Here is a 26031-nt window from a genome sequence, read left to right as displayed (position 1 = left end):
CTGGTCATGCCCCGGACCATAGACCCTCCGGCGCGGCGGCGGCAAGGCCGATCCGCCCCGCCCGCCGCGCCGGAGGGCGGAATTCAGCCCCCCTGACGGACCCCGGCGATGAAGGTGCCGACCTCGCCGCGCATCTGGTCGCATTGCTGGCGCAGCCGGCCCGAGGCGTCGTGGACGGCGCGCGAGATGCGGCGGGTGTCCGCCACCGCCTCGGTCACCTCGGCGATGGTGCGGGTGACCAGACCGGTGCCGGCCGCCGCCTCGTGGACGTTGCGGGTGATCTCGCGGGTGGCGGCGCCCTGCTGCTCGACCGCCGCCGCGATGGTGGTGGTCGAATCGCGGATGCTGTCGATGATGCCGGCGATCGAATCGATCGCCCCCACCGCGACGCCGCTGGCCTGCTGGATCGCGGCGATCTGCTCGCCGATCTCCTCGGTCGCCTTGGCGGTCTGGTTGGCGAGATGCTTGACCTCGCCCGCCACCACGGCAAAGCCCTTGCCGGCCTCGCCGGCGCGGGCCGCCTCGATGGTGGCGTTCAACGCCAACAGATTGGTCTGGGCGGCGATGTCGTTGATCAGGTTGACCACCGCGCCGATCCGCTGCGCCGCCTCGGCCAGCCCGCGCACATGCTCGCTGGTGCGGCCGGCCTCGGCCGAGGCGTCGAGCGCGACCTTGGCCGAGCCGCCGACCTGCCGGGCGATCTCGCCGATCGAGGCGGTCAGTTCCTCGGTGGCGGCGGCGACGGTCTCGACGTTGCTCGAGGCCTGTTCGGCGGCGGCGGCGACGGTGACGGCGCGGTCGGCGGTCAGTTCGGCGGCGCGGGCCATCCCGGCGGCGTCGGTTTCCAGTTCGACCGCCGCCTTGGCCACCACGTCGAGCGCGGCGCCGGAAGTGGCATCGAACTCGCGCGCCAGCGCGCCGATGCGCAGGGCGGACTCGGCGTGGGCGCTCTGCTCGGCGGCGCGGGTGGCGGCCAGATCGCGGCTGTCGATCAGGCGGCGGCGCAGGGTTTCCAGTGCCTCGGCCATCTGGCTGACCTCGTCATGGCCGCCATCGGCGACGATCGGCCGGTCCAGGGCGCCGTCGGCCAGTTCCAGCAGCCGTTCCGACTGGTGATGGACCCGGCGGCCGATGCCGCGCGCCACCCACAGCCCGACCGCCACCGACAGCGCCAGCGCCGCCAGCCCGGCCAGGGCGATCCACACCAGCGCGGCGCGGGTTTCGGCGGCGACGTCATCGACATAGACCCCGGTGCCGACCATCCAGCCCCACGGCGCGAAGCCGGCGGCATAGCCGAGCTTGTCGGACGGCTTGCTCTCGCCCGGCTTGGCCCACTGGAAGGCGACGAAATCGCCGCCCCGCTTGGCCGCCGCGATCAGTTCGGTGATGGTGTGGACGCCGTTGACGTCAACCGTGTCCTTCAGTTGGTAGGTGCCCTCCAGCTCGGTCTTGACCGGGTGGACCTCCAGCTTGCCGTCGTAATCGTAGACGTAGAAATATTCGTTGCCGGCGAAGCGGATCGCCCGCAGCGCGTCGCGGGCCAGCAGGCGGGCCTGCTCCTCCTCCAGCCGGCCGGCGGCAACCTCGCCCTGCAACGCGCCGGCGACGCTGATCGCCACCTCGGTTGCGCTCTTGATCTGGATCCGGTGGGCGGCGTCGATCTTGGCGTGGACGATGGTCAGGGATAAAACAGCGATAAGGATGATCGCCGCGGCCGAAAGTATGGGCATCAGCATGATCTGCTGACGGAGGGACAAAGCCTTCATTTCACCGGATTCCTTGGACCTGTAACTCTGGTCTCTGCTGTATCGCCGGCCTTGAACGCCTGCGCGATCTTTGGGGGGGACCGTAACAGCGGGGTTGACGGGGCGTCAACGGCGTTCGCGCCGCCTTGTCTGTGGCGGCGCTCACATCGAAGCGGCGGCAAGATAGCAGGCTCGGGTCAACACCGGGTGTGAATTTGCCGCGCGCCCGCACCCCGCCGGCCGCGCCCCGCCCCGCCCGGACGGGCGGGGCGGCGGTGTCGGACGGGCGGCCGGACGGGCGGGAAAGTCAGGGCGCGGCGATGCCGCTTTGCGCCAGTTGGGCGGCGAGGTCGGCCTTGACCCGGACCAGCCCGGCCGGGCTCGACGCCTCGCAGCGGGCGACCAGCACCGCCTGGGTGTTGGAGGCGCGCAGCAGCCACCAGCCGTCGGCGGTCGGCACCCGCACCCCGTCGATGCCCTGATAGGGCTGGCCGGCGGCGTCGAGCCGGGCCCGCACCTCGGCCACCACCGCCTGCTTGCGGTCCTCGGCGCAGTCGAAGCGCAGTTCCGGGGTGTTGACCCGCACCGGCAGCCGGTCGCGGCGGTGGGCCAGGGTCTCGGTCGTGCGCGCCACCAGCCCGATCAGCCGCACCGCCGCGTACAGCGCGTCGTCGAAGCCGTAATAGCGGTCGGCGAAGAACAGATGGCCGCTCATCTCGCCGGCCAGCAGGGCGCCGGTCTCGGCCATCATCGTCTTGATCAGCGAATGGCCGGTCCGCCCCATCAGGGCGCGGCCGCCGAGGCGGGTGACCTCGTCGAACAGCACCTGCGACGCCTTGACGTCGGCGATCACGGTGGCGCCGGGATGGTCCTTCAGCAGGTCCTCGGCCAGCAGGGCCAGGATCTGGTCGCCCCACAGGATCCGCCCCAGCCCGTCCACCACCCCGAGCCGGTCGCCGTCGCCGTCGAAGGCAACGCCGAGATCGGCGCCCTCCGCCACCACCCGCTCGCGCAGATCCTCGAGGTTGGCCGGCACGGTCGGGTCGGGATGATGGTGGGGAAAGCTGCCGTCGATCGCGGTGTAGAGCAGGATGTGCCGCCCCGGCAGCCGCGCCGTCAGCGCCTCGACCGCCGCGCCGGTGGCGCCGTTGCCGCAATCCCACACCACCTTCAGCCCGCGCGCCCCGTCGTAATCGAGCGCCAGCCGCTCGACATATTCGTCGAACACCGGATCCTCGACCGCCGAGCCGGCCCCCTCGACCAGCCGGCCCTCGGCCAGACGCGGCGCCAGCGCGGCGATGGCGGGGCCGAAGAACGGCTTGCCGCCCAGCACCATCTTGAAGCCGTTATGGTCGCCCGGATTGTGGCTGCCGGTGACCATGATCGCCCCGTCGGCCTCGCGCGCCTTGGCGGCGTAATACAGCATCGGCGTCGGCCCCAGCCCGATCGACCGCACCCGGCAGCCGGCCGCCACCAGCCCCTCGGTCAGCGCCGCCGCCAGTTCGGGCGAGGACAGCCGCCCGTCGCGGCCGACACAGACCTCGTGCCCGCCCTGCTCGCGCACCACGCTGCCGAACCCCTGCCCGATCGCCCGCGCGTCGGCCGGGAACAGGGTGGACCCGACGATGCCCCGGATGTCGTATTCGCGCAGAATGGTCGGATCAAACTGATGCGGCATGAAGCCCTCCCCTGGATCAACTGACCCGGATATAGCGCAACAGGGGGCGGGGCGGCCACAGGGGTGAGAAAAAATCGCGGGCGCTGCCCGCACCCGGCCCCGGGCCGCAAGGCCCTTGGATCCCGTCGATGGTCGGGGGGGGCAAACGCTTGCGGCTCCGGAGGCGTACATATATATGTACAGGTCAACCCAGGAGGACCGGATGGCGCACGCCACCTACACCGAGTTCCGCCAATCACTCGCCCGCTTCATGGATCAGGTGTGCGATTCGCGCGCGCCGCTGACGGTCACGCGACAGAAAGGGCGCTCCGTCGTCGTCCTGGACGAGAGCGAATATGACAGCCTGATGGAAACCATCCATCTGCTGCGCAGCCCGGCCAATGCGCAACGCCTTACCACCGCCATCGCGCAGCTGGACGCCGGCCAGGGCCGCGAACGCGACATCGTTGAATGAAGCTGGTCTGGGCCGAGCCCGCCTGGGAGGACTACCTGTCCTGGCAGGCGGAAGACCCGGAAATGGTCCGAAAGATCAACGAGCTGATCAAGAATGCGCGGCGCGATCCCTTTCGGGGGCTGGGCAAACCCGAACCCTTGAAGGGCGCCCTCAAGGGATGGTGGTCGCGACGGATCACCGGCGAGCATCGCCTCGTCTACCGGGTGTCGGGGACGGGCGAGACTCAAGCCCTCGAAATCGCTCAATGCCGCTATCATTACTGAAAACGGGGGAAGGGCCCCTGGCCCTGCGGGGGGATCACCCAGGGGCGCCCGGCCCCTTGGCCGGCTTGCCCCACTTTCGACCGGAGTCGTACCGATGCTGTACCTGATCCAGGTGACCTACCTTCGCCCGCTGGCCGAGATCGACGCCCAGCTCGACGCCCACCGCGCCTTTCTCGCCGAGCATTTCGCCGCCGGCCGCTTCCTGCTGGCCGGCCCGCAGGAGCCGCGCGTCGGCGGGGTGATCCTGGCGCGCGGCGAGTCGCGCGCGGAGATCGAGGCGATCGTCCACCAGGATCCCTTCCTGCTGACCGGGGTGGCCTCGGCCCAGATCACCGCCTTTCGTCCCAACCGCAAGGCCGAGGACATCCCCGACGGCTGGCTGGACTGACGCCGGGACCGCGAACCGTTGTCATCCCGCGCGGGGGATTGCGCCGTCCCCCCGGGAGCGGCGGGGCAGCCGTCCCCGGATCAGTCCGTCGGCGACAAGACCGCCGCACATTCCCCAGAAGGCGGAGCCGACGCCGAAGAACGACACCCCGGACGCGGTGATCAGGAACGCCACCAGACCCGCTTCACGCCGGCTTTCATCGTGCATGGCTCCGGCCAGGCCGCCAGCAAGTGCTCCCAGCAGGGCGAGACCGGCGACCGCCGTGACCAAGGGGACGGGAAGCAGAATGAACAGGCTGACCACGGTCGTGCCGAAAGCGCCGACCAGGAGGTACAGGCTTCCGCACGCCACCCCTGCGACATAGCGACGTTCGCGCTCCGGATGACATTCCGGGCCGGTGCAAATCGCGGCGGTGATCGCCGCCAAATTGATTCCGTGAGCGCCGAACGGCGCCAGCAACAGTGACCACAGCCCGGTGGTGGTCACCAGAGGCGAAACCGGCACGCTGTAGCCCGCGGATTGGAGGACGCCGACACCGGGAGCGTTTTGCGAGGCCATCGTCACGAAGCAGAGCGGCAGGCCCAGGCCGACCACGGCGGACAAGGTGAAACTTGGGCTCGTCCATTGCGGCTCCGCCAGGGAGAGCGACAGGGACGCCCCATCGAGCAGCCCCAGGGAGGCCGCCACGCACAGCCCCGTCGCCAAGGCGAGAACCACGGCATATCGAGGCAACAGGCGCCGCCCGACCAGATATCCGGCGACAATGGGCAGAACCAACCCCGACGCCTGCTCCAGCGACAAGAACAGGCCGATCCCGAAGCGAAAAAGCACGCCGGCCAACATGGCGGCGACCAGACTCTTGGGCAGCCACGCCATCACCCGCGAAAACAGGTTGGTCACCCCCAAGCCGGCAATGAGCAGCGCGGACACGATATAGGCGCCAAGCGCTTCCGCATAGCCATACTGGCCAAGGGAACTCACCAGCAATGCCGCTCCTGGCGTCGACCATGCGGTTATCACCGGGGCCTTGAAGCGCAGGCTGAGATAGATGCCGGTTATGCCGCTCCCCACGGACACCGCCCAAATCCACGACGACACCTGCGACGGGCTGAGGCCGCCGGACTTGGCCGCCTCAAAGATGATGGCCGCCGGCCCCGCATAGGAGACGGCCACGGCGATAGCGCCGGCCGCCAGGGCGGACAACGACAGGTCGCGGGTGAGGGATCGAACCAACGACATCACGATCTCGGAGAGACGCAGGCGACGGCGATCAATTGCCCAACACCATTTTAGGTTGGCTTTCGAGCGTCATCACGCCTCCATTTTACTAACTGATAACAAATAAAAACATGACTTGGCTTTATTAGGTAGCATACGCAGCATTCGACAACAACAAAAATTAGCTGTATATTGTAAATATTGTATTTTTTCACGTCGTGAAATTTTGTTCCACGCCTTTTGAGCCAAAACGGATCGGCAGCGGATTGGGCCGGGCCCCGAGGGAATTGACTCCGGGGCCGCGAACCGGTCTCCCCCCGCGCGGGTGATTGCGCCCGGCCCTGCCCCCCCTTATAGTGTCGGGGCATCCCTTCGCCGCCGACGCCAGGGGCCGGACGCCCCAATCCGGGGCCGCCGCCCGGGCCCCCGCCCCGTCGCCGGCCTTATCGGACCATCATGACCCAGGTTTCCCCCTCCGCGCCCGCCTGCCTGACCGGCCCTCGCGATCCGTCCCTGATTCGCGACGAGCGGCTCGACGAGATCTTTGCCGCCACCGTCGCCCGCACCCCCACCGCCCCGGCCGTCACCGGCGGCGACGTCACCCTCGATTACGCCACGCTGGCCGAACGGGCCGGGCGGATCGCCGCCGCCCTGGTCGCGCGCGGAATCGGGCCGGGCGCCTTCGTCGGGCTGTGGATGACCCGCTCGCTCGACCTGCATGCCGCCCTGCTCGGCATCCTCCAGAGCGGCGCCGCCTACATCCCGTTCGACGCCGAGGCGCCGTCGGGCCGCGTCGCCGAATGCCTGGAGGATTGCGCCGCCGCCGCGATCCTGGTCGATGCCGACACCCAGGGACGGATCGAGGCCCCGCTGCCGGCCGAGACCCTGCGCGCCGCCGAATTGCTCGACCGCCCGGCCGAACCGCCGCCGGCCCCGCGCGCCCGGGGCGGCTCGGCCGAGGATCCGGCCTATCTGATCTACACCTCGGGCTCGACCGGCAAGCCCAAGGCGGTGGTGATCCCGCACCGCGCCATCTGCCACTTCCTGCGCGCCGCCAACCAGGCCTATGGCATCACCGCCGCCGACGTGATGTTCCAGGGCGCCTCGGTGGCGTTCGATCTGTCGCTGGAAGAGATCTTCGTCCCCTATCTGGTCGGCGCCCGGCTGTGGGTGGCCGGGCCGCGCACCCTGGCCGAAACCGAGCGTCTGCCCGACCTGCTGGAGCAGGCCGGCGTTACCGTGATCGACACCGTGCCGACCCTGCTCGCCTTGCTGCCGCGCGACGTGACCACGCTGCGGCTGATCCTGCTCGGCGGCGAATCCTGCCCGCCGGCCCTGGTCGAGCGCTGGAGCCGGCCCGGCCGCCGCCTGTTCAACACCTATGGCCCGACCGAGGCGACGGTGGTCGCCACCGTGGCCGAACTGGCCCCGGGCGACGTGGTCACCATCGGCGCCCCGATCGCCAATTATGTCTGCTACGTCGCCGACGAGGCGCTGGCGCCGGTGGCGCCGGGCCAGACCGGCGAATTGCTGATCGGCGGCCCCGGCATCGCCGCCGGCTATCTCGGCCGGCCCGAACTGACCGCCACCAAGTTCATCGCCAATCCGTGGGACCAGGACGGCGCCGCCCCGCTGCTGTACCGTTCGGGCGACGCGGTCAGCGTCACCGAGGCCGGCACCCTCGCCTTCCACGGCCGGATCGACGATCAGGTCAAGATCCGCGGCTTCCGCGTCGAGCTGGGCGAGATCGAATCCCGCCTCGCCGCCGCTCCCGGCATCGCCCAGGCGGCGGTGGCGCTGCGCCGCGACGACGGCACCGAGCGGCTGGTCGCCTTCGTCGTCGCCGCCGCCGACGCCCCGCCGCCCGATCCCGCCGCGCTACGGGCCGGGCTGCGCCAGGGCCTGCCGCCCTACATGGTGCCGGCGCTGGTCCAGCCGGTCGCGGCGCTGCCCCGGCTGGTGTCGGGCAAGGTCGATCGCAAGGCGCTGGCCGCCCTGCCGCTCGACGCCGCCCCGGCCGAGGAGCAGGAAGCCCCCGCCACCGCCACCGAGGCCAAGCTGCTGGCCGCCGCCCAGGCGGTGTTCCCCGGCCAGTCGATCCCGTTCGCGGCCGATTTCTTCACCGATCTCGGCGGCCATTCCCTGCTCGCCGCCCGCTTCGTCTCGGCGGTGCGGCAGGATCCGGCCCTGGCCAGCCTGACCCTGACCGAGATCTACGCCACCCGCACCCTGCGGGCGATGGCGGCGCTGCTCGATTCCCGCGCCAGCGCCACCGTCCGCGACCTGTCGTTCGAACCGCCGCCGCTCGGCCGCCGCCTGCTGTGCGGGCTGGCCCAGGCGCTGGTGATGCCGCTGATCCTGACGCTGACCACCCTGCCCTGGCTCGGGGTGTTCGTCAGCTACATGCTGCTGTCGGGCGACGAGGCCGGACTCGGCCGCGAGATCGTGGTGCTGATGCTGACCTACGCGGTGATCAACATCGGCACCATCGTCGGCTCGGTCGGGCTGAAATGGCTGGCGATCGGCCGGACCAGGCCCGGCCGCTATCCGCTGTGGGGCCTGTATTATTTCCGCTGGTGGCTGGCGCAGCGGGTGGTCAACGTCGCCCACATCAAGTGGTTCCAGGGCACCCCGATCATGGGGGTCTATCTGCGCGCGCTGGGCGCCCGGGTCGGCAGCGACTGCAACATCGGCGAACTGGAAGCCGGCGCCTTCGACCTGATCAGCATCGGCCAGGGGGTGGTGATCGGCGGCAAGGTCAAGTTGGCCAATGCCGAGGTGATCGGCAACGAGCTGGTGATCGGCACCATCGAGATCGGCGACCAGTGCCATGTCGGCACCTCGGCGGTGGTCGGGGCCGACACCAAGCTCGGCGCCGACAGCGAACTGGGCGACATGTCGGCGCTGGCCGCCGGCACCCGCACCGGCCGGGCCGAGCTGTGGACCGGCTCGCCGGCGCGGCGGCGCGGCCCGATCGATCTCGACGGCCAGCCCGAGCCGGCTCATGCCAGCCGCCCGCGCAAGGCCGCCCTCAGCCTGTTCTATCTGGTGATGCTGGTGGTGCTGCCGCCGATCAGCCTGATCCCGATCTTCCCCGCCTTCACCCTGTTCGAAAGCCTGAGCGACGTGTTCGCCGGGGCCGGACAGCGCGATTACCTCACCATCCTGCCGCTGCTGGCCTGGCCGACGGCGATGGCGCTGATCGTGCTGACCATGCTGCTGCTGGCGCTGGTGCGCTGGACGGTACTGCCGGTGGTCACCGCCGGACGCTATTCGGTCTATGGCGGCTTCTATGTCCGCAAATGGATCGTCGCCCTGGCCACCGAGCTGATGCTGGAAACCCTGTCCTCGCTCTACGCCACCGTCTACATGCGGCTGTGGTACCGGCTGATGGGGACCAGGATCGGCCGCGACGCCGAGATTTCCTGCAACCTCGCCGGCCGCTACGACGTCACCGAGATCGGCGAGAAGAGCTTCATCGCCGACGAGGTGATCCTCGGCGACGAAACCGTCCGCCGCAACTGGATGGATGTCGAGCCGGTGCGGATCGGCCCCCGGGTGTTCGTCGGCAACGACGCGGTGATCCCGCCCGGCACCGAACTGCCCGAGGGCACCCTGATCGGCATCAAGTCGCTGCCGCCCGACAACGATCAGATCCAGTCGGGCGACACCTGGTTCGGCAGCCCGCCCTTGAAGCTGCCGGTGCGCCAGCGGTTCGATTCGATCGGCGCCGCCTGGACCTACGAGCCGCCCTGGTGGCGGCGGGCGTGGCGCGCCCTGTTCGAGGCCTTCGCGGTGTCGCTGCCGACCATGCTGTTCATCACCTTCGGCATCCTGTCGGTCGAGGTGATCGACCACTGGATCGCCCTGCACGATTACGGCGTGGTGGCGGTGTTGTTCTGCGCCGCCAGCGTGGCGATCTCGGTCGGGCTGACTCTCTGCGCCATCACCGTCAAATGGCTGATGATGGGGGTCTACCGCCCCACCGCCAAGCCGATGTGGTCGTGGTGGGCGCTGCGGACCGAGGCGGTGGCGGTGATGTATTGGGGCATGGCCGGCAAGGTGATGCTCGACCATCTGCGCGGCACCCCGTTCCTGCCCTGGTTCCTCCGCCTGTTCGGCTGCCATATCGGCAAGGGCGTGTTCATGGACGCCAACGACATCACCGAGTTCGACTGCATCCATGTCGGCGATTACTGCGCCATCAACACCGCCTCGGCGCTTCAGACCCACCTCTACGAGGACCGGGTGATGAAGGTCGGCGTGGTGCGGATGGGCCAGGGGGTCAGCATCGGTGCCGGCTCGACCGTGCTCTATGACACCCATGTCGGCGATTTCGCCCGCATCGGCCTGTTCACCATCGTGATGAAGGGCGAATCGATCCCGCCGCACAGCGCCTGGGAAGGCGCCCCGGCCCAGCCGGCCGCCGCGCCGTGACCGCCGCGCCGGGCCGGATCCGCAAGGGCTCGGTCACCATCGCCGGCCATCCCAGCAGCGTCACCCTGGAGGTGGCGTTCTGGGACGAGCTGCGGGCGATCGCCGCCCGGCGCGGCGTTTCGCTCAACCTTTTGGTGACCGAGATCGATTCGACCCGCTTCGGCCCGGACGAGCCGGTCTCGCTCTCCGCCGCGCTCCGGGTGTTCGTGCTGGCCGAGGCCAAGCGGATGGCGGGGGGATGACCCCGCCGGCGCCCGACCCCGAGCGCCGCTATCGCCGCCGCCTGCTGCCGCTGGCCCTGCTGGCGGTGGCGGCGGTCAAGCTGGCCCTGCTGCTGGCCCTCGGCCCCACCCGGTTCGAGGACAGCGCCCTCTATCTGCGCATCGGCCAGTGGGTGCTCGACACCCCCGGCTGGTGGCGGGCGGGCGAGTGGACCGCCGCGTCCACCCCCGATCTGCTGTTCCGCCCCTATGGCTATCCGCTGCTGATCGCCGCCGCCCGCACCCTGGCCGGTGCCCAGGCGCCATGGCTGCTGGTCCTGCTGCAATCCGCCGCCAGCCTCGGCGTGCTGGCGCTGTTCGGGCGGGTGCTGCCCCGGCTGGTGGCGTCGGTGCCGCTGCGGCTCGGGCTGGTGCTGCTGTGCGGCCTGTCCGATTTCCTGCTGTTCGATCTGGCGATCCTCAGCGACAGCCTGCATGCCAGCCTGATGCTCGCCGCCCTGCTGCCGATCGTCGCCCGCCTCGCCGATGGCGCCGATGGCCCGGCACCGGGCGCCCGTTTCGCCGTCGCGGTCGGGCTGGCCTGGGCGCTGGCGATGACCCTGCGCGACACCGCGTGGTACCACGCCGTGCTGCCGCTCGGCGGCCTGCTGCTGCTCGGGGCGGTCCGCCGCCTCGGCCCCGCCGCCACCGGCCGGCTGGCCCTGCTGGCGGCCGGGCCGATCCTCGCCTGCTATCTCGGCGTCACCGGCTGGAACCAGCTCCGCACCGGCCATCCGTTCTTCAGCCTGACCGGCGGCATCAACTGGCTGTGGCCCAGCGTCAATCTGCGCGATCGCGGCCTCGCCGATCCGTTCGCCTGCGCCGACCCGGTCTGCGCCGCCGCCCGCGCCCTGCCGGTCGAGCACGGCATGGCGGCGGTGCAGAACCTCGCCACCGCCATCGCCAACCGCGAGGGAACCGACCCGCTCGCCTTCGGCCGGCTGACCTTCGCCCATTTCCTCGCCACCGTGCGGGCGCATCCGCTCGCTTATGCCGCCACCGTCGCCGCCAACCTCAATTACGGCGCCCTCGCCCATCTGAGCTTCGACCCGCTGTTCAATCTCAACGAGGCCCTGCGCCTGCATCAGGCCGGCGGCCAACGCTGGATCGGCGCGGCGCGCGAGCAATGGCTGGCGGTGCGCCAGGGCCGGCTCGACCACCTGCCCGCGCTGCTGCTGCAAAGCCTGCTGGAGGTCGCCGCCCTGCTCGGCTTCACCATTGCGCTGGTCGTCGCCCCGCTGCTCGCCGCCCGCCGCTGGCGCTCCGAGCCCGGCCCCGCCGCCGCCGTGCTGTTCTGCTGGGCCGGCGGCACGCTGTTCCTGCTCAGCTACGCCATGCTTCACCTCGAAACCCGCCATGCCCTGCCGACCGTGCCGCTGTGGCTGGCCCTGTTCGGCTACGCCGCCCAGCGGATTCTCGCCCGCGCCCGATGCGCCACGCCGGCCTGAGCGATCCTGAGCGATCAAACTGACCCGAACGGTAAAAAAGCCGCCGACAGGGTCGTTTCCGGTGCGTTTGCCGGAGCGCCGCCGACGGAAACCCCCGCCGCCGCCGCTGGCACGGCGCTTGCTCCATCCCCTCACCGCCGGCCGTGCCCGTCGCGTGGCCGCGCCCGTTCCTTTTCACGGAGACCGTTCCGATGAGTGACGACACGTCCGCTTCCGCCGCGCCGAGCGAGCGCACCCGGGTCAAACGCTATCACTGGCTGGCGCGCTACGACCGCGCCACGGTCGAACAGATCCTCGACGCCACCCCGCTCGCCCATGTCGGCTGCCAGATGGACGGCGTGCCGTTCGTCACCCCCACCTTCTTCTGGCGCGAGGGCGACCGGGTCTATTGGCACGGCTCGGCGGCCGGGCGGATGTTCAAGGTGCTGGAAAGCCAGGATGTCTGCTTTACCGTGTCGATGCTCGACGGGCTGGTGCTGGCCCGGACGTCCTATAATTTCAACTGTAATTTCCGCTCGGTGATGATCCTCGGCCGCGCCAGCCTGATCACCGACCCGGCCGAGAAGGAGGCCCACCTCCGCACCTTCGTCAATGGCCTCGTCCCCGGCCAGTGGGACCGCCTCCGCCCCCCGACCGAAAAGGAAATCGCCGTCACCGCGCTCGCCTCGATGTCGATCGACGAGGCCTCCTGCAAGGTCCGCGTCGGCCCGCCCGAGGACGACGAAGCCGACTACGCCTTCCCCGCCTGGGCCGGCGTGATCCCGATCCGCTATCAGGTCCTGCCGCCCGAGCCCGATCCCCGCAACCTCCCCGGCCTCGAAATGCCCGAGGACGTGCTCAAATTCACCCTCGGCTGAGATAACAACAACAATCCCTCTCTCGGAAAGCACCTCGACGCGGGCCATTGGCCCGCGTTTCTTTGGCTTGAAGGGAGGGAGGAAAGAAAAACGCGGGCTCCGCCCGCACCCGCCAGGAGCCAGCGGCTCCTGGACCTGCTTCGGTTGTCGGGAGACCCTGCCGGCCTTCAGCTTGGGCGCTCGCGGATGGGGGGAAGACAGGAAGGCGTCGCCCCCATTAGAGCCACGACCGCGAAACCGTTACGATGGCGGCGCCGACCAAAACACTCCGATCCGGCTATCCTAAATGACAGAAAGGGGCCGAAAGCTATCAGTCAGCCTTCCGGCGAGCGCTCCGAAAAGTGCCGTAGATAGCTACGCCCAGTCAACGGCAACATCCCTAATTTGAGGCGAGGCTTTTCAAAATTTGCTTTGATCTCTGTGAGGCTTGCCCGATCGCACCAGCGAGTGTCTCGCACAGCACAGCGATCACGCACGGGTCTAGATCGCACAATAGCCCTCTTCGCTGGCACAAAAACAAATGGGCCGCTTTCGGATTTCCCACAAGCTTCTTAAAGTCAGACGCTCTTGTCTCCCCGATCGGGCCATAATAATCCACTCGCTTGTAATTCCACTCATTTCGTATCGCACTCGGAGAGTAAATCTCTTTCTCCATTACGGAGATATAGTATTTAGCGTCTACCCAATCATAACCATTAAAAATATTACGTATGACGTACAAGGCATTTTGCCACGCAGCTACATGCGGCCGAGTACCAACTGCTTCAAATACCAGCTTACCGGCGTGGATTCGCCCAACAAAATTTGTATGCCCAGCCCCAAAAAAAGCAGAATAATGATCGCCAGCAGCCTTTGCCGCTAACATATCGAGTTCGCGCTTGGTAAAGCTGGTTGAGCTCTTGTCGTTAATCTTATTTAATTCTATACAGGCAAAAAAAGCGCAATAGTAAGCGGTTACAAGAAGCCATGCGGTTGACGGCGATGAATTCTTCATATTTACTAGAGTGTCGTACTGACATTTGACGCGTTGAGCGCCCATGAAAAAATCAGAGACACGAGCCGCAGCAAGGGCCGGGCTATCATTTCGTACTATTCCCCCAGCCAACTCAAATACTTCAAACGAACTGCTCGCGGAAATTCGAACAACCAAAGATGGGTCGTTTAAAATAGCATATTTCAACGATGAGTTGAACGTCAGCTTGTCGAACTCAATACCACCAGCAACGCGAATCAAACTCGCAAGCTTGGATGTACAAGCGGTCGCAAGCACTTCGGCACAGCGGTTCATGTCGGGGCCATCTGTTAAAATAAGTCTGCCGGGATCTTCGACCTCTTATCCACTTCAATCTTATCAAGAAGGTCGCGCTCAAGGTTCGTGATTGCCTCCTCGTTCGTTCCAGTATGATGCTCAAAGTTAATTCTCAGCAATGCTTCAAATACGTACTGAAATGTCTCGGCCTTATAATTCCCCCGCAAAAGAAGCGCGCTTTCGCATGCTTTCTCAAAAACTCTGAATATTGCCTGAAAAAACGCGGATTGAGTAATTTTCTGAGGCTGATCCGCCTCCAGAAGATTTACATGCACGCCAGAGACGTAATTTTTGAGCAATGCCTTCTTCTGATTATAATCCAAGTCTTTCAGACGATCCCCTGGGAGGATCTTGTTCATCGCTAGTTCAAAAGGGACGTGGGAGAGGTAGCCGGGCCCCCGCTGCTCAGCGCTAAGCCTACCGCATAACGGAGAATCTGGCTCTGTATTTAGGTCTTTGAACAAACGCAGCCGTATGTCGTCAATAGAATCCTGCTTCACCAAGAATTTTGTTAGTTCGATGCGAAGCGTACGCGGCACGCCCTTAGCTGTAGAGTTGATGTCAATAAAGTATTGAACCTCGTCTGTAAGAGATAGTCCAGATATTATACATACCGGAAGGACCACATTAATGCCCTGAGGGCTTGTAGAAGCGATATGAGCGCCATATAAACGATGCTGTCCATCGATGACCAAAAGCGATCCGGGTTCGTCACTGATTTCTAACTCGCCGGTTGACGAATCGTAAATCGCAGGAAAATTGTTCTGGACGCTAAGGATGATCGCGCCAGGGATGATTCGATCCTCAAGGTATTTCGCTATACGGCGAGCCCGTGGCGCATCGAGTTGCCGCTGAAAACCTTCATGTGGATTTGATGCGACGCGTTCAACTCGACAAAGGGGAAACAATGTTTTGGCGTCAAGAGCTGTCAAGAAAAAGCCCGAATTGACTCTGCTGAGATCGAAGGCCTTGAGCTTCACTGGTACCCCCGTGTGCCGAAAACGCATATGCTACACTTAAGCGCTATGCGTTTGAAATAGCAAGCTGAGTTAGTGCAACTCCATCCGATGGAGAAATATCCGAAACCTGCCTGGTCCGCTTTCTGTGATGTCGGTAATCTCACTGAATGCCTGCCATGAGCGCAAAGCCGTCGCAACGATGGCGACGGAGGGAAAGCGTGGCAGCTTGACCCTTACAAATTTCGTAACCCATACTGCGCCATGACGATCAAGACCTATGCCGACAAGCGCAGCGCCAGCTTCGCCGCCGGAGGCCGGGTTCGGGAGTTCCAGGCATTCGAGCGGCAAGCGGCCAAGGCCTTGACCAAGCTGAACGCGGCGGCCCGGTTGATCGAGTTGCGCAACCCGCCCTCGAACCGTTTCGAGGCCTTGGGCGGCGATCGCAACGACCAGTACAGCATTCGCATCAACGACCGCTGGCGGGTTTGCTTTCGTTGGGTTTTCACCGAGTCGCCGGAAGGGCGCGATCCGCTGTTGGTTCCCGGCGACGCCGTGGATGTTGAAATCGTCGATTACCACTGAGGCTCCCATGTCGATTCCCGCCACCGACAATCTGCCACCGATCCACCCGGGCGAATTCCTGCGCGACGAACTGGACGCGCTGAGCCTGAGCGCGCGACGGTTTGCCGCGCATATCCAGGTGGCCCCCAACGCGGTCACCGCGATCCTCAAGGGCCAGCGCGGCATCAGCGGTCAGATGGCGTTGCGGCTGGGACAGGCGTTCGGCACCGGCCCGGATTATTGGATGCGCCTTCAGGACCTCTACGAGGTAAAACGCGCCCGCGCCGAAATGCAGGATGTCCTCGCCAGCATCCCCCGCCTCGGCGCCGACTGACTCCCATCAAAGGGTTCCAAGGGCCCTCGGCCCTTGGCGGGCGCGGGCAGAGCCCGCATCACGTCTCCTCCCGCCCGGTCCCATCGCGGCCAAAGCCGGGACCGAAGCGGTCACTGTGCAACTCGCCGCCGGTGGCCCAATTGTCGCGGTCATATTCCTCGATCAGCACCGTGACCCACTCGGCCGGCACATCCAGCGAGTCCGCCACCGCCCGGGTGACGGCGGCGGCGAGGCGGCGCTTGGTTTCGACCGGGCGGCCGCGCCCGATGCGGATCGACACCACCGGCATCAATACACCCCCTGCGAATTGAGGAACCGGGCGGCGGCGCGGTCTTCGGTCTGGCTGTGATCGACCAGCCAGTCGCGCAGGAAGCCTTCCATCTCGCCCCGTTCCCGCCCCCGGGCATGACCGATCTCGGCGCGGATGGTTTCGATCTGGTCGATCAGGCGGCGGTGCTCGGCGCGGTGGGCCTGGAACTGCGGGTATTGGTGCCGCACCATCAACTGTTCCTCCTCGCCGAAATGGAACAGGGCGTAGTCGCGCAGCCGGCCCAGATCGTCGTCGAGCCCCGCCCCGGCCGGTTCGGTTTCCAGCCGGCCGAGCACGCTGTTGCTGATCTCGACCAGCCGGCGGTGATGGCCATCGACCCGGCGCACCCCGACGGCGTAGCCCTCGCTCCAGCGCACGCCGATTTCGGCCCGGGGCGGCGGCTCGCCTCCACCCGGCAGCGGGCCGCGCCGGCTGGCGCTTTCGAACAGCTTCCACCGCACCGAGGGGATATCCGCCAGTTCCGCCGCCGGCAGCAGCAGCAGTTCGCCCGCCTCCAGCGCCCGCACCGCCAGCGGCAGCGCCGCACCGGGCAGCACCGCCTCCTCGCCGAAATGGGCGCCGGGGCCGAGGCTCTCGATCAGGCCGTCGCCCTGCCAGCGTCCGATCGCCCCGCTCAGGATCAGCGCCACCGTCGCCGCCGGCAGCGTCACCGCCTCGCCCGCCGCCACCGGCCGCCGCTCCGCCGCCTGGGCGATGCGGTTGAGCCGCCGCGACGAGGCCACCTCGCCCAGCAGCACGGTGCGGCCGAGGAACTCGCGCCGTTCCTGCAAGCGCGTCATCACCGGGAACAGGTCGTTGCCGGCGACGAACGCCTGATAGAGCGAACAGGGGATCGCCAGGGCGCGGACGAAGCTGACCGCGCGATAGGTCTCGCCCACCGCCGCGCCGAACAGGCCGGGCATCTCGCCCAGCAGCGCCCCGGCCGACAGCAGCGAGCGCGGCCCGCGCTCGGCCGGCAGCATCTCGACGCAGCCCGACAGCAGCAGGTAGATCGCCGGCGGCACCCCTCCCTCCTTGATCAGGATGGTGCCGGGATTGAAGGTCGCCACCCGGTTGTTGAGCAGCACCCGGATCTGGTGGCGGGGAATGCCGGGGAAATAGCTTTCCAGCGCGTCGCAGGCGAACGGCCAGATGAAATCGTGGTTGGAGGGGATCAGCACGTCCACCGTGCCGAACGAGGCGGTCGAGCCGATCGCCTTCTGCGCCCTGGTGGTGCGGTGGGCGGTGTGGGCCAGGATGATCTTGTCCGAGGCATCGTCGCGGAAATCATAGGCGTCGCCGTGAATCATCCCGCCGCCGACATCGATCTTCTTGAGGTCGGCCGGTTCGAGATAGGCCGCCGCCACCCGCTCGTACAGCGCGGCGCTGATCCCCGGCCCGTTGGGGTCGTCGGTGACGAAGCCCCGCAGCACCGACAGCCGGCAGATGTCGGCGAGATGGGCATAGGTGCGGTAGCCGTCGGGGCCGAGGGCGCGGAAGTGGAACACGCTGGTCTCGACCGGATGCGGCGACGGCACCGGCCTCACCTCCAGCCCGTCGATCGAACTCCAGCGGTTCTCCGCCAGCGGCTGCCAATCGAACCAGGCGGTGAAATCGGCCTCGCCGATGCCGAGCAGCGCCGACAGCTTGCGCGCCACCGCCGCCTGCACCAGCGGGGTGGCGAAATATTTCAGCCGGTGGTCGGCCCGCATCAGCGCGGTCAGCCCGGCGAAATGGTCGTCGTGGCAATGGGTGTGGAACAGCCCCTCGACCTCGTTGAGGCCGATCCCCAGCGCGTTCAGCGAATGCAGGATGTTCGGCCCGGCATCGACCAGGAAGATCCGCCCCTGATACATCACGATCGCCGCCATCGACGGCCGGTCGATGTCCCAGCCGTCGCCCTCGCCGGAATGGACCACGGCGAAATATTCCCGCTTCAGCAGATGGTCGGCCAGCGGATAGGGCGGCTCGTAGCCCTCGGACGGCGGCAGGTTGAGATCGACCACCGTGCTCTCGCCCCCGGCGCTGATCTGGAACACGTTGAACAGCAGCCGGCGCAGGGTGACGCCGGGGCGGATCTCGACCGGCTCGTCCCCCACCACCCGGGTATCGAGCAGTTCCTCGGGCGGACGGATCCGGCCGAAGGCGAAGCGGGTCTTGAGCCGCATCTGCTCGGCGGCGGCGGCGGGATCGGCTCCGGCGGCGATCAGCTCGGCCTCGCTGATCAGGCCGTAATTGCCGCGATGGATGTAGCGCATCTGCGCCGCCACCTGCTCGGCGCTGCCCAGCAGCAGCGGCCGCGCCCCGGTGTTGCCGGGATGGCCGGGCACGATCATCCCCTGGCGATAGAGCATCTGGAGCACCGGGAACTCGGCCAGATTGCAGACATGGCCGTTCTGCACCAGCGCGTCGGACAGCAGGATGGCGTTGGGGCCGGTCTCGAACGGCACGCCGCCCTGCTCGGTCGAGGCGACCAGCCCGCGCCGGATCAGGTGCTTGACCGCGTCGGCCGGGCAGCCGCACAGCAGCGCGAGCCCGGCCGCCGGCGCCTCGATCCACCACACCCCGGGGGTCACCTCGATCTTGCGTAAGGCCGGCATCGCGGTTTCTCCCCGTCCAGGCGTTCACTTTCCATTATGAAGGGTTCCCGGGCGGGGAAAACCGGCGAATCGGGGCGCGCCGTGATCAAACCCCCGCTTTTTTGTGACGGAAAAAAAGACGGTCCGAGGTTGCATCGCCGGACGGGTCGTGTATAGTCCGCGCCTTCTAACCCTTGCCGACTCCTTTCGAGGGGCCGGCTATGCCTGCTTGCCCATCCTGGGCAAAGAGGGAAGAGAAAAGCCAGAAGGGGTTCTTATGGCACTCTATGAAAGCGTGTTCATCGCGCGCCAGGACATTTCCGCCCCCCAGGTGGAAGCCCTGACCGAAGAATTCTCCAACATCATCGTCCAGGGCGGTGGCTCGGTCTCCAAGAAGGAATTCTGGGGCCTGCGCAACATCGCCTACCGGGTCAAGAAGAACCGGAAGGGCCACTACGTCCTGCTCAACATCGACGCGCCCGCCGCCGCCATCAAGGAGATGGAACGGCAGATGTCGATCAACGAGGACATCCTGCGCACCCTGACCGTTCGGGTCGAGGCGCTCGAGGAAGGTCCGTCGGCGATGATGCAGTCCAAGAACAGCCGTGACGACCGCCCCCGCCGCGGCGACGGCGAGGATCGTCCCCGCGGCGAGCGTCCGCGGCGTGAGGATCGTGACTCCCGTCGTAGCGAAGGAGGCGAATGATGGCCGAGGAAAAGACCATGGACCGTCCGCGTCCCGCCGCCGGCAGCCAGCCGCGCCGCCCGTTCTTCCGCCGCCGCAAGACCTGCCCGTTCTCGGGCGAAGGCGCGCCGAAGATCGACTACAAGGACGTCAAGCTGTTGCAGCGCTTCATTTCCGAGCGCGGCAAGATCGTGCCGTCCCGTATCACCGCCGTCTCGGCGAAGAAGCAGCGCGAACTGGCCCAGGCCATCAAGCGCGCCCGCTTCCTCGGCCTGCTTCCCTACGTGGTGAAGTGAGGATCGCCAGGATGCACCTGGGGATGGCCGGGTCGCCGTGACCGGGACGGTGGGGATCGCGCTGGCGGCCGGATTGCTGTCGGCGCTGATGTTCCTGTCCCTGTCCGAAGGCCTCGCCATCGGACTGCTGCTGACCTACCTCGCGCCCTTGCCGCTGCTGATGGCGGGACTGGCGCGGGGCGCGGCGATGGCCGTGCTGGCCGGGGCGGCGGCGTGTCTCGCCATCGCCCTGGTTTCGGGCGGCCTGGCCGCCCTGCCCTTCGGGCTCGCCGTGGTGGCGCCGGTGGCGGTGATCGTCCGCCAGGCCCTGCTGTGGCGGACCGACGGGTCCGGCGCGGTGGAATGGTACCCGCCCGGCCTGTTGCTGGGCTGGCTGTCCGCGATGGCGGTGACCCTGATCGGCCTCGGCGCCGCCCTGATTTCCGGCCAGGCCGGACTGGGCAGCGGCGGGCTCGAACGCTGGATCGCCGCCAGTGTCGGCCACGGCCTCGACCTGCTGGCCCCCACCCTCGACGCGCCCCAGCGTCAGGCGGTGGCCGATGGCTGGGTGCCGCTGTTCCTCGCCCTGGTCGGGGGCTCGTGGCTGGTGATGATCCTGGTCAACACCATCCTGGCCCAGGGCCTGCTGGCGCGATGGGGCCACAACCGGCGGCCGACGCCGGCCTATGCCCGCGAACTCGATCTGCCGACCTGGCTCGGCGGGTTGCTGGTCGCGGCGGCGGCGGCCGGGGCGCTGGCCGAGGGCGATTTCGCCTATCTCGGCCGCAACGTCGCGGTGGTGGTGCTGGTTCCCTTCGCGCTGTCCGGTCTGGCGGCGGTGCATCTGTGGGCCGCGGCGCGGCCCAACGCGAGGATGATCCTCGTGGCGGTTTACGGGGTTGTGTTCCTGGCCTCGGCATGGGTGCTGCTGCCCATCGCCGGACTGGGACTGGTAAGGTTCGTGACGCGATTCCGCCCGGCCGGCGACAGCGGCGGCGGAAAGGAGAAATGAAATGGAAGTCATCCTGCTCGAACGCATCGAGAAGCTGGGCCAGATGGGCGACGTGGTCAACGTCAAGCCCGGCTTCGCCCGCAATTTCCTGCTGCCGCAGAAGAAGGCGCTGCGCGCCTCCAAGTCCAACATGGACTACTTCGAGAAGCAGCGTGTCCAGCTTGAGGCCCTGAACCTCAAGCGGCGTGAAGAAGCCCAGGCGGTCGCCGACAAGATGACCGGCCTCAATGTGCTGATGGTCCGTCAGGCCGGCGAGAGCGGCCAGCTCTACGGTTCGGTGTCCGGCAAGGACGTCGCCGACGCGATCAAGGCCTCGGGCTTCACCGTCGAGCGCCGTCAGGTCGCCCTCGACAACCCGATCAAGACCCTCGGCCGCTACGCCGTCCGCGTCGCGCTGCATCCGGAAGTCGCGGTCACCGTCACCGTCACCGTCGCCCGCTCGCAGGAAGAGGCCGAACGCGCCCTCGCCGCCGAGGAAGAGGTCGAGGAAGAGGTGATCGAGGAAGAGATCGTCGAGGAAATCGAGATCGACATCGACGCCGAGCAGGCCGAGTAATCTCGGACACCGGCCGGCGTCGCGCCACGAAGGTCCCGCCGGCCGGCCCGTCTGTTCGGGCCGGCCGCGTCTTTTTTGTTTTGCTGGGAGAGACACCGTCATGGCGGTGATGCCGGACAGCTGGATCCGCGAACAGGCCCACCGGGGCATGATCGAGCCCTTCACCGAGAAGCTGCAACGCGACGGGGTGATCTCCTACGGCCTGTCCTCCTACGGCTACGACGCCCGGGTCAGCCGCGAGTTCAAGATCTTCACCAACGTCGATTCGGCGGTGGTCGATCCCAAGCAGTTTTCCGCGGCGAGCTTCGTCGATCGCGAGACCGACGTCTGCGTCATCCCGCCCAACAGCTTCGCCCTGGCCCGCACGGTGGAATATTTCCGCATCCCGCGCGACGTGCTGGTGATCTGCCTGGGCAAATCGACCTATGCCCGCTGCGGCATCATCGTCAACGTCACCCCGCTCGAACCCGAATGGGAAGGGCATGTGACGCTCGAATTCTCCAACACCACCCCGCTGCCGGCCAAGATCTACGCCAACGAAGGCGCCTGCCAGTTCCTGTTCCTCAAGGGGGAAAGCCCCTGTGAGGTATCGTACCGCGACCGCGCCGGCAAGTATCAGGGACAGCAGGGGGTCACCCTGCCCCGGCTGTAAGCCGTCGGGGAAAAAGCGCAGGGCGCTGCCCTGCACCCGCCAAGGGCCGCAAGGCCCTTGGAACCCATGCTTTTTTTCATTTTTCGGCATTCCCGGCACCAGCGAGCACCATAAGCTGGACCGGAAGCAACCAGAATTTTGAATAGGCGCTGGGCGCGTCCCAATACCACCCAATGAAGATAACATCCCAGCCCAGGTGCCAGACTGCGGAAACGCACGGGAAGTTTTTCCCAAAAAGGACCAGGACAACATCAATGATTACAGCATAAAATAGACAGCCAAGAGTAATAATAAAAGCAACAATGGCGACAAAACCTTTAATAAAGGTAACGAAAAGCCATTCGTTTTTTTCATCGCTCCCCGAAGGAACAGTAACATTTTTGCTTTCGATCGCCACCAGAGATGAGGGAGGCGAAGGACTAGCCTGCGAGGTCGATGGAATTTGACTAACAACTGGAGCAACAGATACTCCGGAACCCTTTTCTTGCTGCCGTCCAAAATCACCATATAACAAGCTTATTAAGCCAACGACCAGCATCGGAATTGTTAAAATATAATAAATTGAACGCAAAGGCGCATCCCGAATTTCCCTCATCACGTACTTCCACATGACCAGGCACACCACTTAAAATTCATGTATTGGCTATATGCTCCCATAGCGTGTTCGTGACAAGAGCTTTCCCAACGAAACGTGACGAAGCACTCACCCGTGAACGATCTTGACCGCCAAGGCCTCAAGATCCGCGTGCCCCGCTCATCCCTGTGCCAAGTACCGCCAAAGTGTGAGCCAGCTCCACGTGGATGCAGGGATCCGGTCTGCATATACGCTTCGGGGGGGGCGTGGATCAGGTCCGCGCATAACGGAAAGGACGACAGCCGCTCGCCCCGCCAATCCGAGAGGAACCAAAAAAGGAGGGGTTCGGGGAGCCTGCTCCCCGAGCGGGTCTGGGCGGCAGCCCGGCCGCAGGCACATTTTTTGCCGCGAAAGTGGGCCTGGACGCTTTAGCCGGGCGGGGATCTGTTGTTATTGTGGCGGGACGTTCCGCTCGGCCTCACCCCCCACCCGAGAGCCTGCCCCACAATGATCGAATCCATGAACGTCGCCATCCTGATCGTATCGGGTCTGGTGGCGCTCAGCATTTTCTCCAGTCTGCTCAGCACCCGCATCGGCGCGCCCCTGCTGCTGGTGTTCCTCACCGTCGGCCTGCTGGCCGGCGAGGACGGCATCGGCCACATCCATTTCGACGACGCCCGCACCGCCTATCTGATCGGCAGCGTCGCCCTGGCGGTGGTGCTGTTCGATTCCGGTTTTCACACCGGGATCAAGGCCTTCCGCGCCGCCGCCTTTCCCGCCCTGGCCCTGGCCAGCGTCGGCGTCGCCGTCACCACCCTGGTGGTCGCCCTGCCCGCCCATTACGTGCTCGATCTCGGCTGGATCGAATCCGCTTTGCTCGGCGCGATCGTCAGTTCGACCGACGCGGCGGCGGTGTTCTTTCTGCTGCGGGTCGGCGGGCTCAACCTGCGCGAGCGCGTCCGCGCCACGCTGGAGGTCGAATCCGGCAGCAACGATCCGATGGCGATCTTCCTGACCCTGGCCCTGGTCGGATTGCTGGCCGGCACCGGTCACGCCGGCGGGCATGGCTGGGCCGGGGTCGGCATCCTGTCCGACTTCTTCACCCAGTTCGGTGTCGGCGCCCTGGCCGGGATGGCCGGCGGCGGGCTGATCGTGCTGGCGGTCAACCGGATGGGGTTCGAACGCGGATTGCAGCCGCTGGCGGCGCTCAGTCTGGCGATGGTGGTGTTCGCCGCCACCGGGGCGATCGGCGGCAGCGGCTTTCTCGCCGTCTACATCGCCGGCCTGATCGCCGGCAACGCCCGCATCGCCGCCCCCGAGACGATGCGCCGGTTCCAGGAAGGGCTGACCTGGCTGGCCCAGATCGCGATGTTCCTGACCCTCGGCCTGCTCGCCACCCCGTCGGAATTCCCGCCCTACCTGCCCGGCGCGCTGGCGGTGGCGGCGGTGCTGATGCTGGTGGCGCGGCCGCTGGCGACCTGGCTGTGCCTGCTGCCGTTCGGATTCAAGCGTAACGACACCACCTTCATCGCCTGGGTCGGGCTGCGCGGCTCGGTGTCGGTGCTGCTGTCGATCGTGCCGATGGTCGCCGGCCTGCCGCACGGGCGCGAATATTTCACCGTCACCTTCCTGGTGGTGCTGCTCAGCCTCTCGTTGCAGGGCTGGACCATCGGCCCGGTCGCCCGCTTCCTCGGTCAGGTGGTGCCGCGCCGGATCGGCCCGGTCGAACGGGTGGAGCTGGAAATTCCCGGCGCCCGCCACGAGTTGGTGGCCTATCGGGTGGTGGCGGATTCGCTGGTGGCGCGCGGCCAGCGCCTGCCGCCCTGGGCCGAGCCTTCGCTGGTGCTGCGCAACGGCCGCACCTTCGGCGGCTTCGCCATCAACGCGCTGCGGCCGGGCGACACCGCCTATCTGTTCGCCCGGCCCGAGCGGGTGCCCCACCTCGACCGCCTGTTCGCCAGCCCGGCGCCGCTGGCCGAGGCCGATCACCGCTTCTTCGGCGATTTCGCCATCGCCCCCGCCACCCGGATGAAGGACGTCGCCGCCTCCTACGATCTGGTGCTGCCGCCCGAGGATCTCGGCCAGACCGCGGCGGAATGGCTGGCGCGGCGGCTGGGCTATCCGCCGGGGGTGGGCGACCGCGTTCCGCTCGGCGAGATGGAACTGATCGTCCGCGCCCTCGATTGGGACGATTCGATCTCGGAAATCGGTCTGGCGATCGAGGCGACGGCGGTGGACCGCCCGCGCCTGCCGCTGTTCCAGAGCCCGTCCGAGCTGAAATCGATGCTGCGCCGGCTGCTGCGCCGCCGCCCGCCGGCCGACGGCCCGAGCGAAAGGAGCCCGTGAATGCCGCCCTCCCCGCTGTGGAAGATCGCCCCCGCCGCCGTGGTCGCCCTGGCCCTCGGCCTCGGCTGGTGGCGCCTGTCGGCCCCGCCCGCGCCCCCGCCGGCCGCGCCGGCCGCCCCGGCCGCCGCCCCGGATGCCCCCCCGGCGGCCATCGAGCCGCCCCCCGCCCCCGCCGCCGAGGAACCGGCACCGCCGCCCGCCCCGGCGCCCCAGATCGCCACCCTGCCGCCCACCGTCTGGCCCGAGCGCGGCGGCGGCGCGGTGGCGTTCGCCCGGGTCCAGACCGCGCTCAATCAGGCGGCCGCCGGCCGCGCCGCCGAGCCCCTGCCGCCGGGAGACCGGCTGGAAATGCTGGGCGAGGCGCTGCGCCGGATCGAGCAGGGCGACGCCGCCGCCGCCCAGCGCGCCCTCGACGCGGCCGATCGGGCGATCGCCCGCCGCCTGCCGAGCGAGGCGCGGATGACCCGCGACCCGGCCCAGGCCGCGCGCGAGGAATGGCTGGTCAGCTACCTCGAACTGCTGCCGCCGCCGCCGCGCCGGGGCGGCGACGCGCTGACCAACGCCTTCGTCCGCCTCGCCATCACCCTGCGCCGGGCCGACGCGGTGCTGCTGGCCGACCTGCTGCCCCGCCTCGCCGGCTATGATCTGGTCGCCCGGCGCGGCCCCGGCGGCCGCTTCGACGGACGCTTCCTCCGCCTGCCCTGCCGCGTCGCCGCCAGCCAGCGCCCCCGGCTGGAAGCCGCCGCCCGCGCCCTCGGCCAACTCGCCGGCCCGCTGACCGACTGCCCGGTGCCGGCGGCCCAGACCGCCGATTTCGCCAAGCTGGAGAGCTTCGCCCGCGACCCCGCCGCCGCGCTGGCCCGCCAGCCCGGCCCGACCCCGCCGGCCCCCGACGGACTGCTGTCCACCCCGCTGATCGAGGCCGCCGCCCACGCGCCCTTGACGGTGATCGAGGCCGCCCTGGCCACCGGCGGCGACCCCGCCCGCAGCGACGCCACCGGCCGCACCGCGTTCCATTACCTCGGACTGAACCCGACCCTGTCCCCCGCCGACCGGGCCAAGGCGGTCAAGCTGCTGTTCTGAGAAAAACGCGGGCTCTGCCCGCACCCGCCAAGGGCCGCAAGGCCCTTG

The 26031-nt window shown here is 67.5% G+C and carries 24 protein-coding genes; 16 read left to right on the top strand and 8 right to left on the bottom strand.

Annotated elements, in window-relative coordinates; translation table 11 throughout:
* Window positions 1–83: 83 nt before the first annotated feature.
* Together ACFSNB_RS08395 and pgmG are read right to left on the bottom strand one after the other, a co-directional pair.
* The gene (locus ACFSNB_RS08395; RefSeq protein WP_377315721.1) at window positions 84–1766 is read right to left on the bottom strand and encodes a methyl-accepting chemotaxis protein; all 1683 of its coding nucleotides are present in this window, start codon (window positions 1764–1766) and stop codon (window positions 84–86) included.
* A 286-nt stretch (window positions 1767–2052) separates the two neighbouring features.
* Window positions 2053–3423 (bottom strand): phosphoglucomutase/phosphomannomutase PgmG, encoded by a 1371-nt coding sequence (gene pgmG / locus ACFSNB_RS08390; protein ID WP_377315720.1) that lies wholly within the window; start codon window positions 3421–3423, stop codon window positions 2053–2055.
* Window positions 3424–3625: 202 nt separating this feature from the next.
* Between pgmG and ACFSNB_RS08385 the strand changes: the two genes are divergently transcribed.
* The 3 genes from ACFSNB_RS08385 to ACFSNB_RS08375 all read left to right on the top strand — a co-directional run bounded on the left by ACFSNB_RS08385 (window position 3626) and on the right by ACFSNB_RS08375 (window position 4528).
* A complete protein-coding gene (locus tag ACFSNB_RS08385; protein ID WP_377315719.1) occupies window positions 3626–3877 on the top strand; it encodes a type II toxin-antitoxin system Phd/YefM family antitoxin in 252 nt (83 codons plus the stop codon).
* Complete coding sequence (locus ACFSNB_RS08380; protein WP_377315718.1) at window positions 3874–4140, top strand: Txe/YoeB family addiction module toxin; 267 nt, start codon at window positions 3874–3876, stop codon at window positions 4138–4140. Before ACFSNB_RS08385 ends, ACFSNB_RS08380 begins: the two co-directional genes overlap by 4 nt.
* Before the next feature lie 94 nt (window positions 4141–4234).
* Window positions 4235–4528, top strand: coding sequence for a YciI family protein (locus ACFSNB_RS08375; RefSeq protein WP_377315717.1), 294 nt, complete (start codon window positions 4235–4237; stop codon window positions 4526–4528).
* A 21-nt stretch (window positions 4529–4549) separates the two neighbouring features.
* Here ACFSNB_RS08375 and ACFSNB_RS08370 read toward each other — a convergent pair whose 3' ends face one another.
* Window positions 4550–5767, bottom strand: a complete 1218-nt coding sequence (locus ACFSNB_RS08370; RefSeq protein ID WP_377315716.1) for a benzoate/H(+) symporter BenE family transporter — start codon at window positions 5765–5767, stop codon at window positions 4550–4552.
* Between the two features lie 435 nt (window positions 5768–6202).
* Here ACFSNB_RS08370 and ACFSNB_RS08365 point away from each other — a divergent pair, with 435 nt between their 5' ends.
* The 4 genes from ACFSNB_RS08365 to ACFSNB_RS08350 all read left to right on the top strand — a co-directional run bounded on the left by ACFSNB_RS08365 (window position 6203) and on the right by ACFSNB_RS08350 (window position 12748).
* Complete coding sequence (locus ACFSNB_RS08365; protein ID WP_377315715.1) at window positions 6203–10183, top strand: Pls/PosA family non-ribosomal peptide synthetase; 3981 nt, start codon at window positions 6203–6205, stop codon at window positions 10181–10183.
* Window positions 10180–10425, top strand: coding sequence for a ribbon-helix-helix domain-containing protein (locus tag ACFSNB_RS08360; RefSeq protein ID WP_377315714.1), 246 nt, complete (start codon window positions 10180–10182; stop codon window positions 10423–10425). The genes ACFSNB_RS08365 and ACFSNB_RS08360 overlap by 4 nt, the downstream gene beginning before the upstream one ends.
* Entirely contained in the window at window positions 10422–11891 is a 1470-nt protein-coding gene (locus ACFSNB_RS08355) for a hypothetical protein (RefSeq protein ID WP_377315713.1), read from the top strand. The genes ACFSNB_RS08360 and ACFSNB_RS08355 overlap by 4 nt, the downstream gene beginning before the upstream one ends.
* Before the next feature lie 191 nt (window positions 11892–12082).
* A complete protein-coding gene (locus tag ACFSNB_RS08350; protein WP_377315712.1) occupies window positions 12083–12748 on the top strand; it encodes a pyridoxamine 5'-phosphate oxidase family protein in 666 nt (221 codons plus the stop codon).
* Between the two features lie 379 nt (window positions 12749–13127).
* Here ACFSNB_RS08350 and ACFSNB_RS08345 read toward each other — a convergent pair whose 3' ends face one another.
* Both ACFSNB_RS08345 and ACFSNB_RS08340 read right to left on the bottom strand, forming a co-directional pair.
* A complete protein-coding gene (locus tag ACFSNB_RS08345) occupies window positions 13128–14036 on the bottom strand; it encodes a hypothetical protein (RefSeq protein ID WP_377315711.1) in 909 nt (302 codons plus the stop codon).
* 14 nt (window positions 14037–14050) lie between these two features.
* Complete coding sequence (locus ACFSNB_RS08340) at window positions 14051–15037, bottom strand: DGQHR domain-containing protein (RefSeq protein ID WP_377315710.1); 987 nt, start codon at window positions 15035–15037, stop codon at window positions 14051–14053.
* 240 nt (window positions 15038–15277) lie between these two features.
* On the opposite strand from ACFSNB_RS08340, the gene ACFSNB_RS08335 reads away from it, so the two are divergent.
* Together ACFSNB_RS08335 and ACFSNB_RS08330 are read left to right on the top strand one after the other, a co-directional pair.
* Window positions 15278–15598: a type II toxin-antitoxin system RelE/ParE family toxin gene (locus ACFSNB_RS08335; RefSeq protein WP_377315709.1), complete on the top strand. Its 321-nt coding sequence runs from the start codon at window positions 15278–15280 to the stop codon at window positions 15596–15598.
* A 7-nt stretch (window positions 15599–15605) separates the two neighbouring features.
* Entirely contained in the window at window positions 15606–15911 is a 306-nt protein-coding gene (locus tag ACFSNB_RS08330) for a HigA family addiction module antitoxin (RefSeq protein ID WP_377315708.1), read from the top strand.
* A 58-nt stretch (window positions 15912–15969) separates the two neighbouring features.
* Here ACFSNB_RS08330 and ACFSNB_RS08325 read toward each other — a convergent pair whose 3' ends face one another.
* Together ACFSNB_RS08325 and ACFSNB_RS08320 are read right to left on the bottom strand one after the other, a co-directional pair.
* Window positions 15970–16200 carry a tautomerase family protein gene (locus ACFSNB_RS08325; protein ID WP_377315707.1) on the bottom strand — a complete coding sequence of 77 codons (231 nt, stop codon included), beginning with the start codon at window positions 16198–16200 and terminating at the stop codon, window positions 15970–15972.
* A complete protein-coding gene (locus ACFSNB_RS08320; RefSeq protein ID WP_377315706.1) occupies window positions 16200–18821 on the bottom strand; it encodes a bacteriohemerythrin in 2622 nt (873 codons plus the stop codon). The genes ACFSNB_RS08325 and ACFSNB_RS08320 overlap by 1 nt, the downstream gene beginning before the upstream one ends.
* A 256-nt stretch (window positions 18822–19077) precedes the next feature.
* Between ACFSNB_RS08320 and rpsF the strand changes: the two genes are divergently transcribed.
* From rpsF to dcd, 5 genes are all read left to right on the top strand, one after another.
* The gene (gene rpsF / locus ACFSNB_RS08315; RefSeq protein ID WP_377315705.1) at window positions 19078–19506 is read left to right on the top strand and encodes a 30S ribosomal protein S6; all 429 of its coding nucleotides are present in this window, start codon (window positions 19078–19080) and stop codon (window positions 19504–19506) included.
* Complete coding sequence (rpsR, locus tag ACFSNB_RS08310) at window positions 19506–19781, top strand: 30S ribosomal protein S18 (RefSeq protein ID WP_465264562.1); 276 nt, start codon at window positions 19506–19508, stop codon at window positions 19779–19781. The genes rpsF and rpsR overlap by 1 nt, the downstream gene beginning before the upstream one ends.
* Before the next feature lie 37 nt (window positions 19782–19818).
* Window positions 19819–20772, top strand: a complete 954-nt coding sequence (locus tag ACFSNB_RS08305) for a hypothetical protein (protein ID WP_377315704.1) — start codon at window positions 19819–19821, stop codon at window positions 20770–20772.
* Between the two features lies 1 nt (window position 20773).
* Window positions 20774–21328 (top strand): 50S ribosomal protein L9, encoded by a 555-nt coding sequence (rplI, locus tag ACFSNB_RS08300; protein WP_377315703.1) that lies wholly within the window; start codon window positions 20774–20776, stop codon window positions 21326–21328.
* A 100-nt stretch (window positions 21329–21428) separates the two neighbouring features.
* Window positions 21429–21980 (top strand): dCTP deaminase, encoded by a 552-nt coding sequence (gene dcd / locus ACFSNB_RS08295; RefSeq protein ID WP_377315702.1) that lies wholly within the window; start codon window positions 21429–21431, stop codon window positions 21978–21980.
* Window positions 21981–22056: 76 nt separating this feature from the next.
* Here dcd and ACFSNB_RS08290 read toward each other — a convergent pair whose 3' ends face one another.
* Window positions 22057–22590 (bottom strand): hypothetical protein, encoded by a 534-nt coding sequence (locus tag ACFSNB_RS08290; RefSeq protein ID WP_377315701.1) that lies wholly within the window; start codon window positions 22588–22590, stop codon window positions 22057–22059.
* A 483-nt stretch (window positions 22591–23073) separates the two neighbouring features.
* Here ACFSNB_RS08290 and ACFSNB_RS08285 point away from each other — a divergent pair, with 483 nt between their 5' ends.
* Window positions 23074–24900: a potassium/proton antiporter gene (locus ACFSNB_RS08285; RefSeq protein ID WP_377315700.1), complete on the top strand. Its 1827-nt coding sequence runs from the start codon at window positions 23074–23076 to the stop codon at window positions 24898–24900.
* Window positions 24901–25983 carry an ankyrin repeat domain-containing protein gene (locus tag ACFSNB_RS08280; protein WP_377315699.1) on the top strand — a complete coding sequence of 361 codons (1083 nt, stop codon included), beginning with the start codon at window positions 24901–24903 and terminating at the stop codon, window positions 25981–25983.
* Window positions 25984–26031 lie beyond the last annotated feature (48 nt).

The sequence above is a fragment of the Phaeospirillum tilakii genome (assembly GCF_042683125.1).
GTDB classification, from domain to species: domain Bacteria; phylum Pseudomonadota; class Alphaproteobacteria; order Rhodospirillales; family Magnetospirillaceae; genus Phaeospirillum; species Phaeospirillum tilakii.
This window is presented reverse-complemented; position numbering and strand designations above follow the sequence as displayed.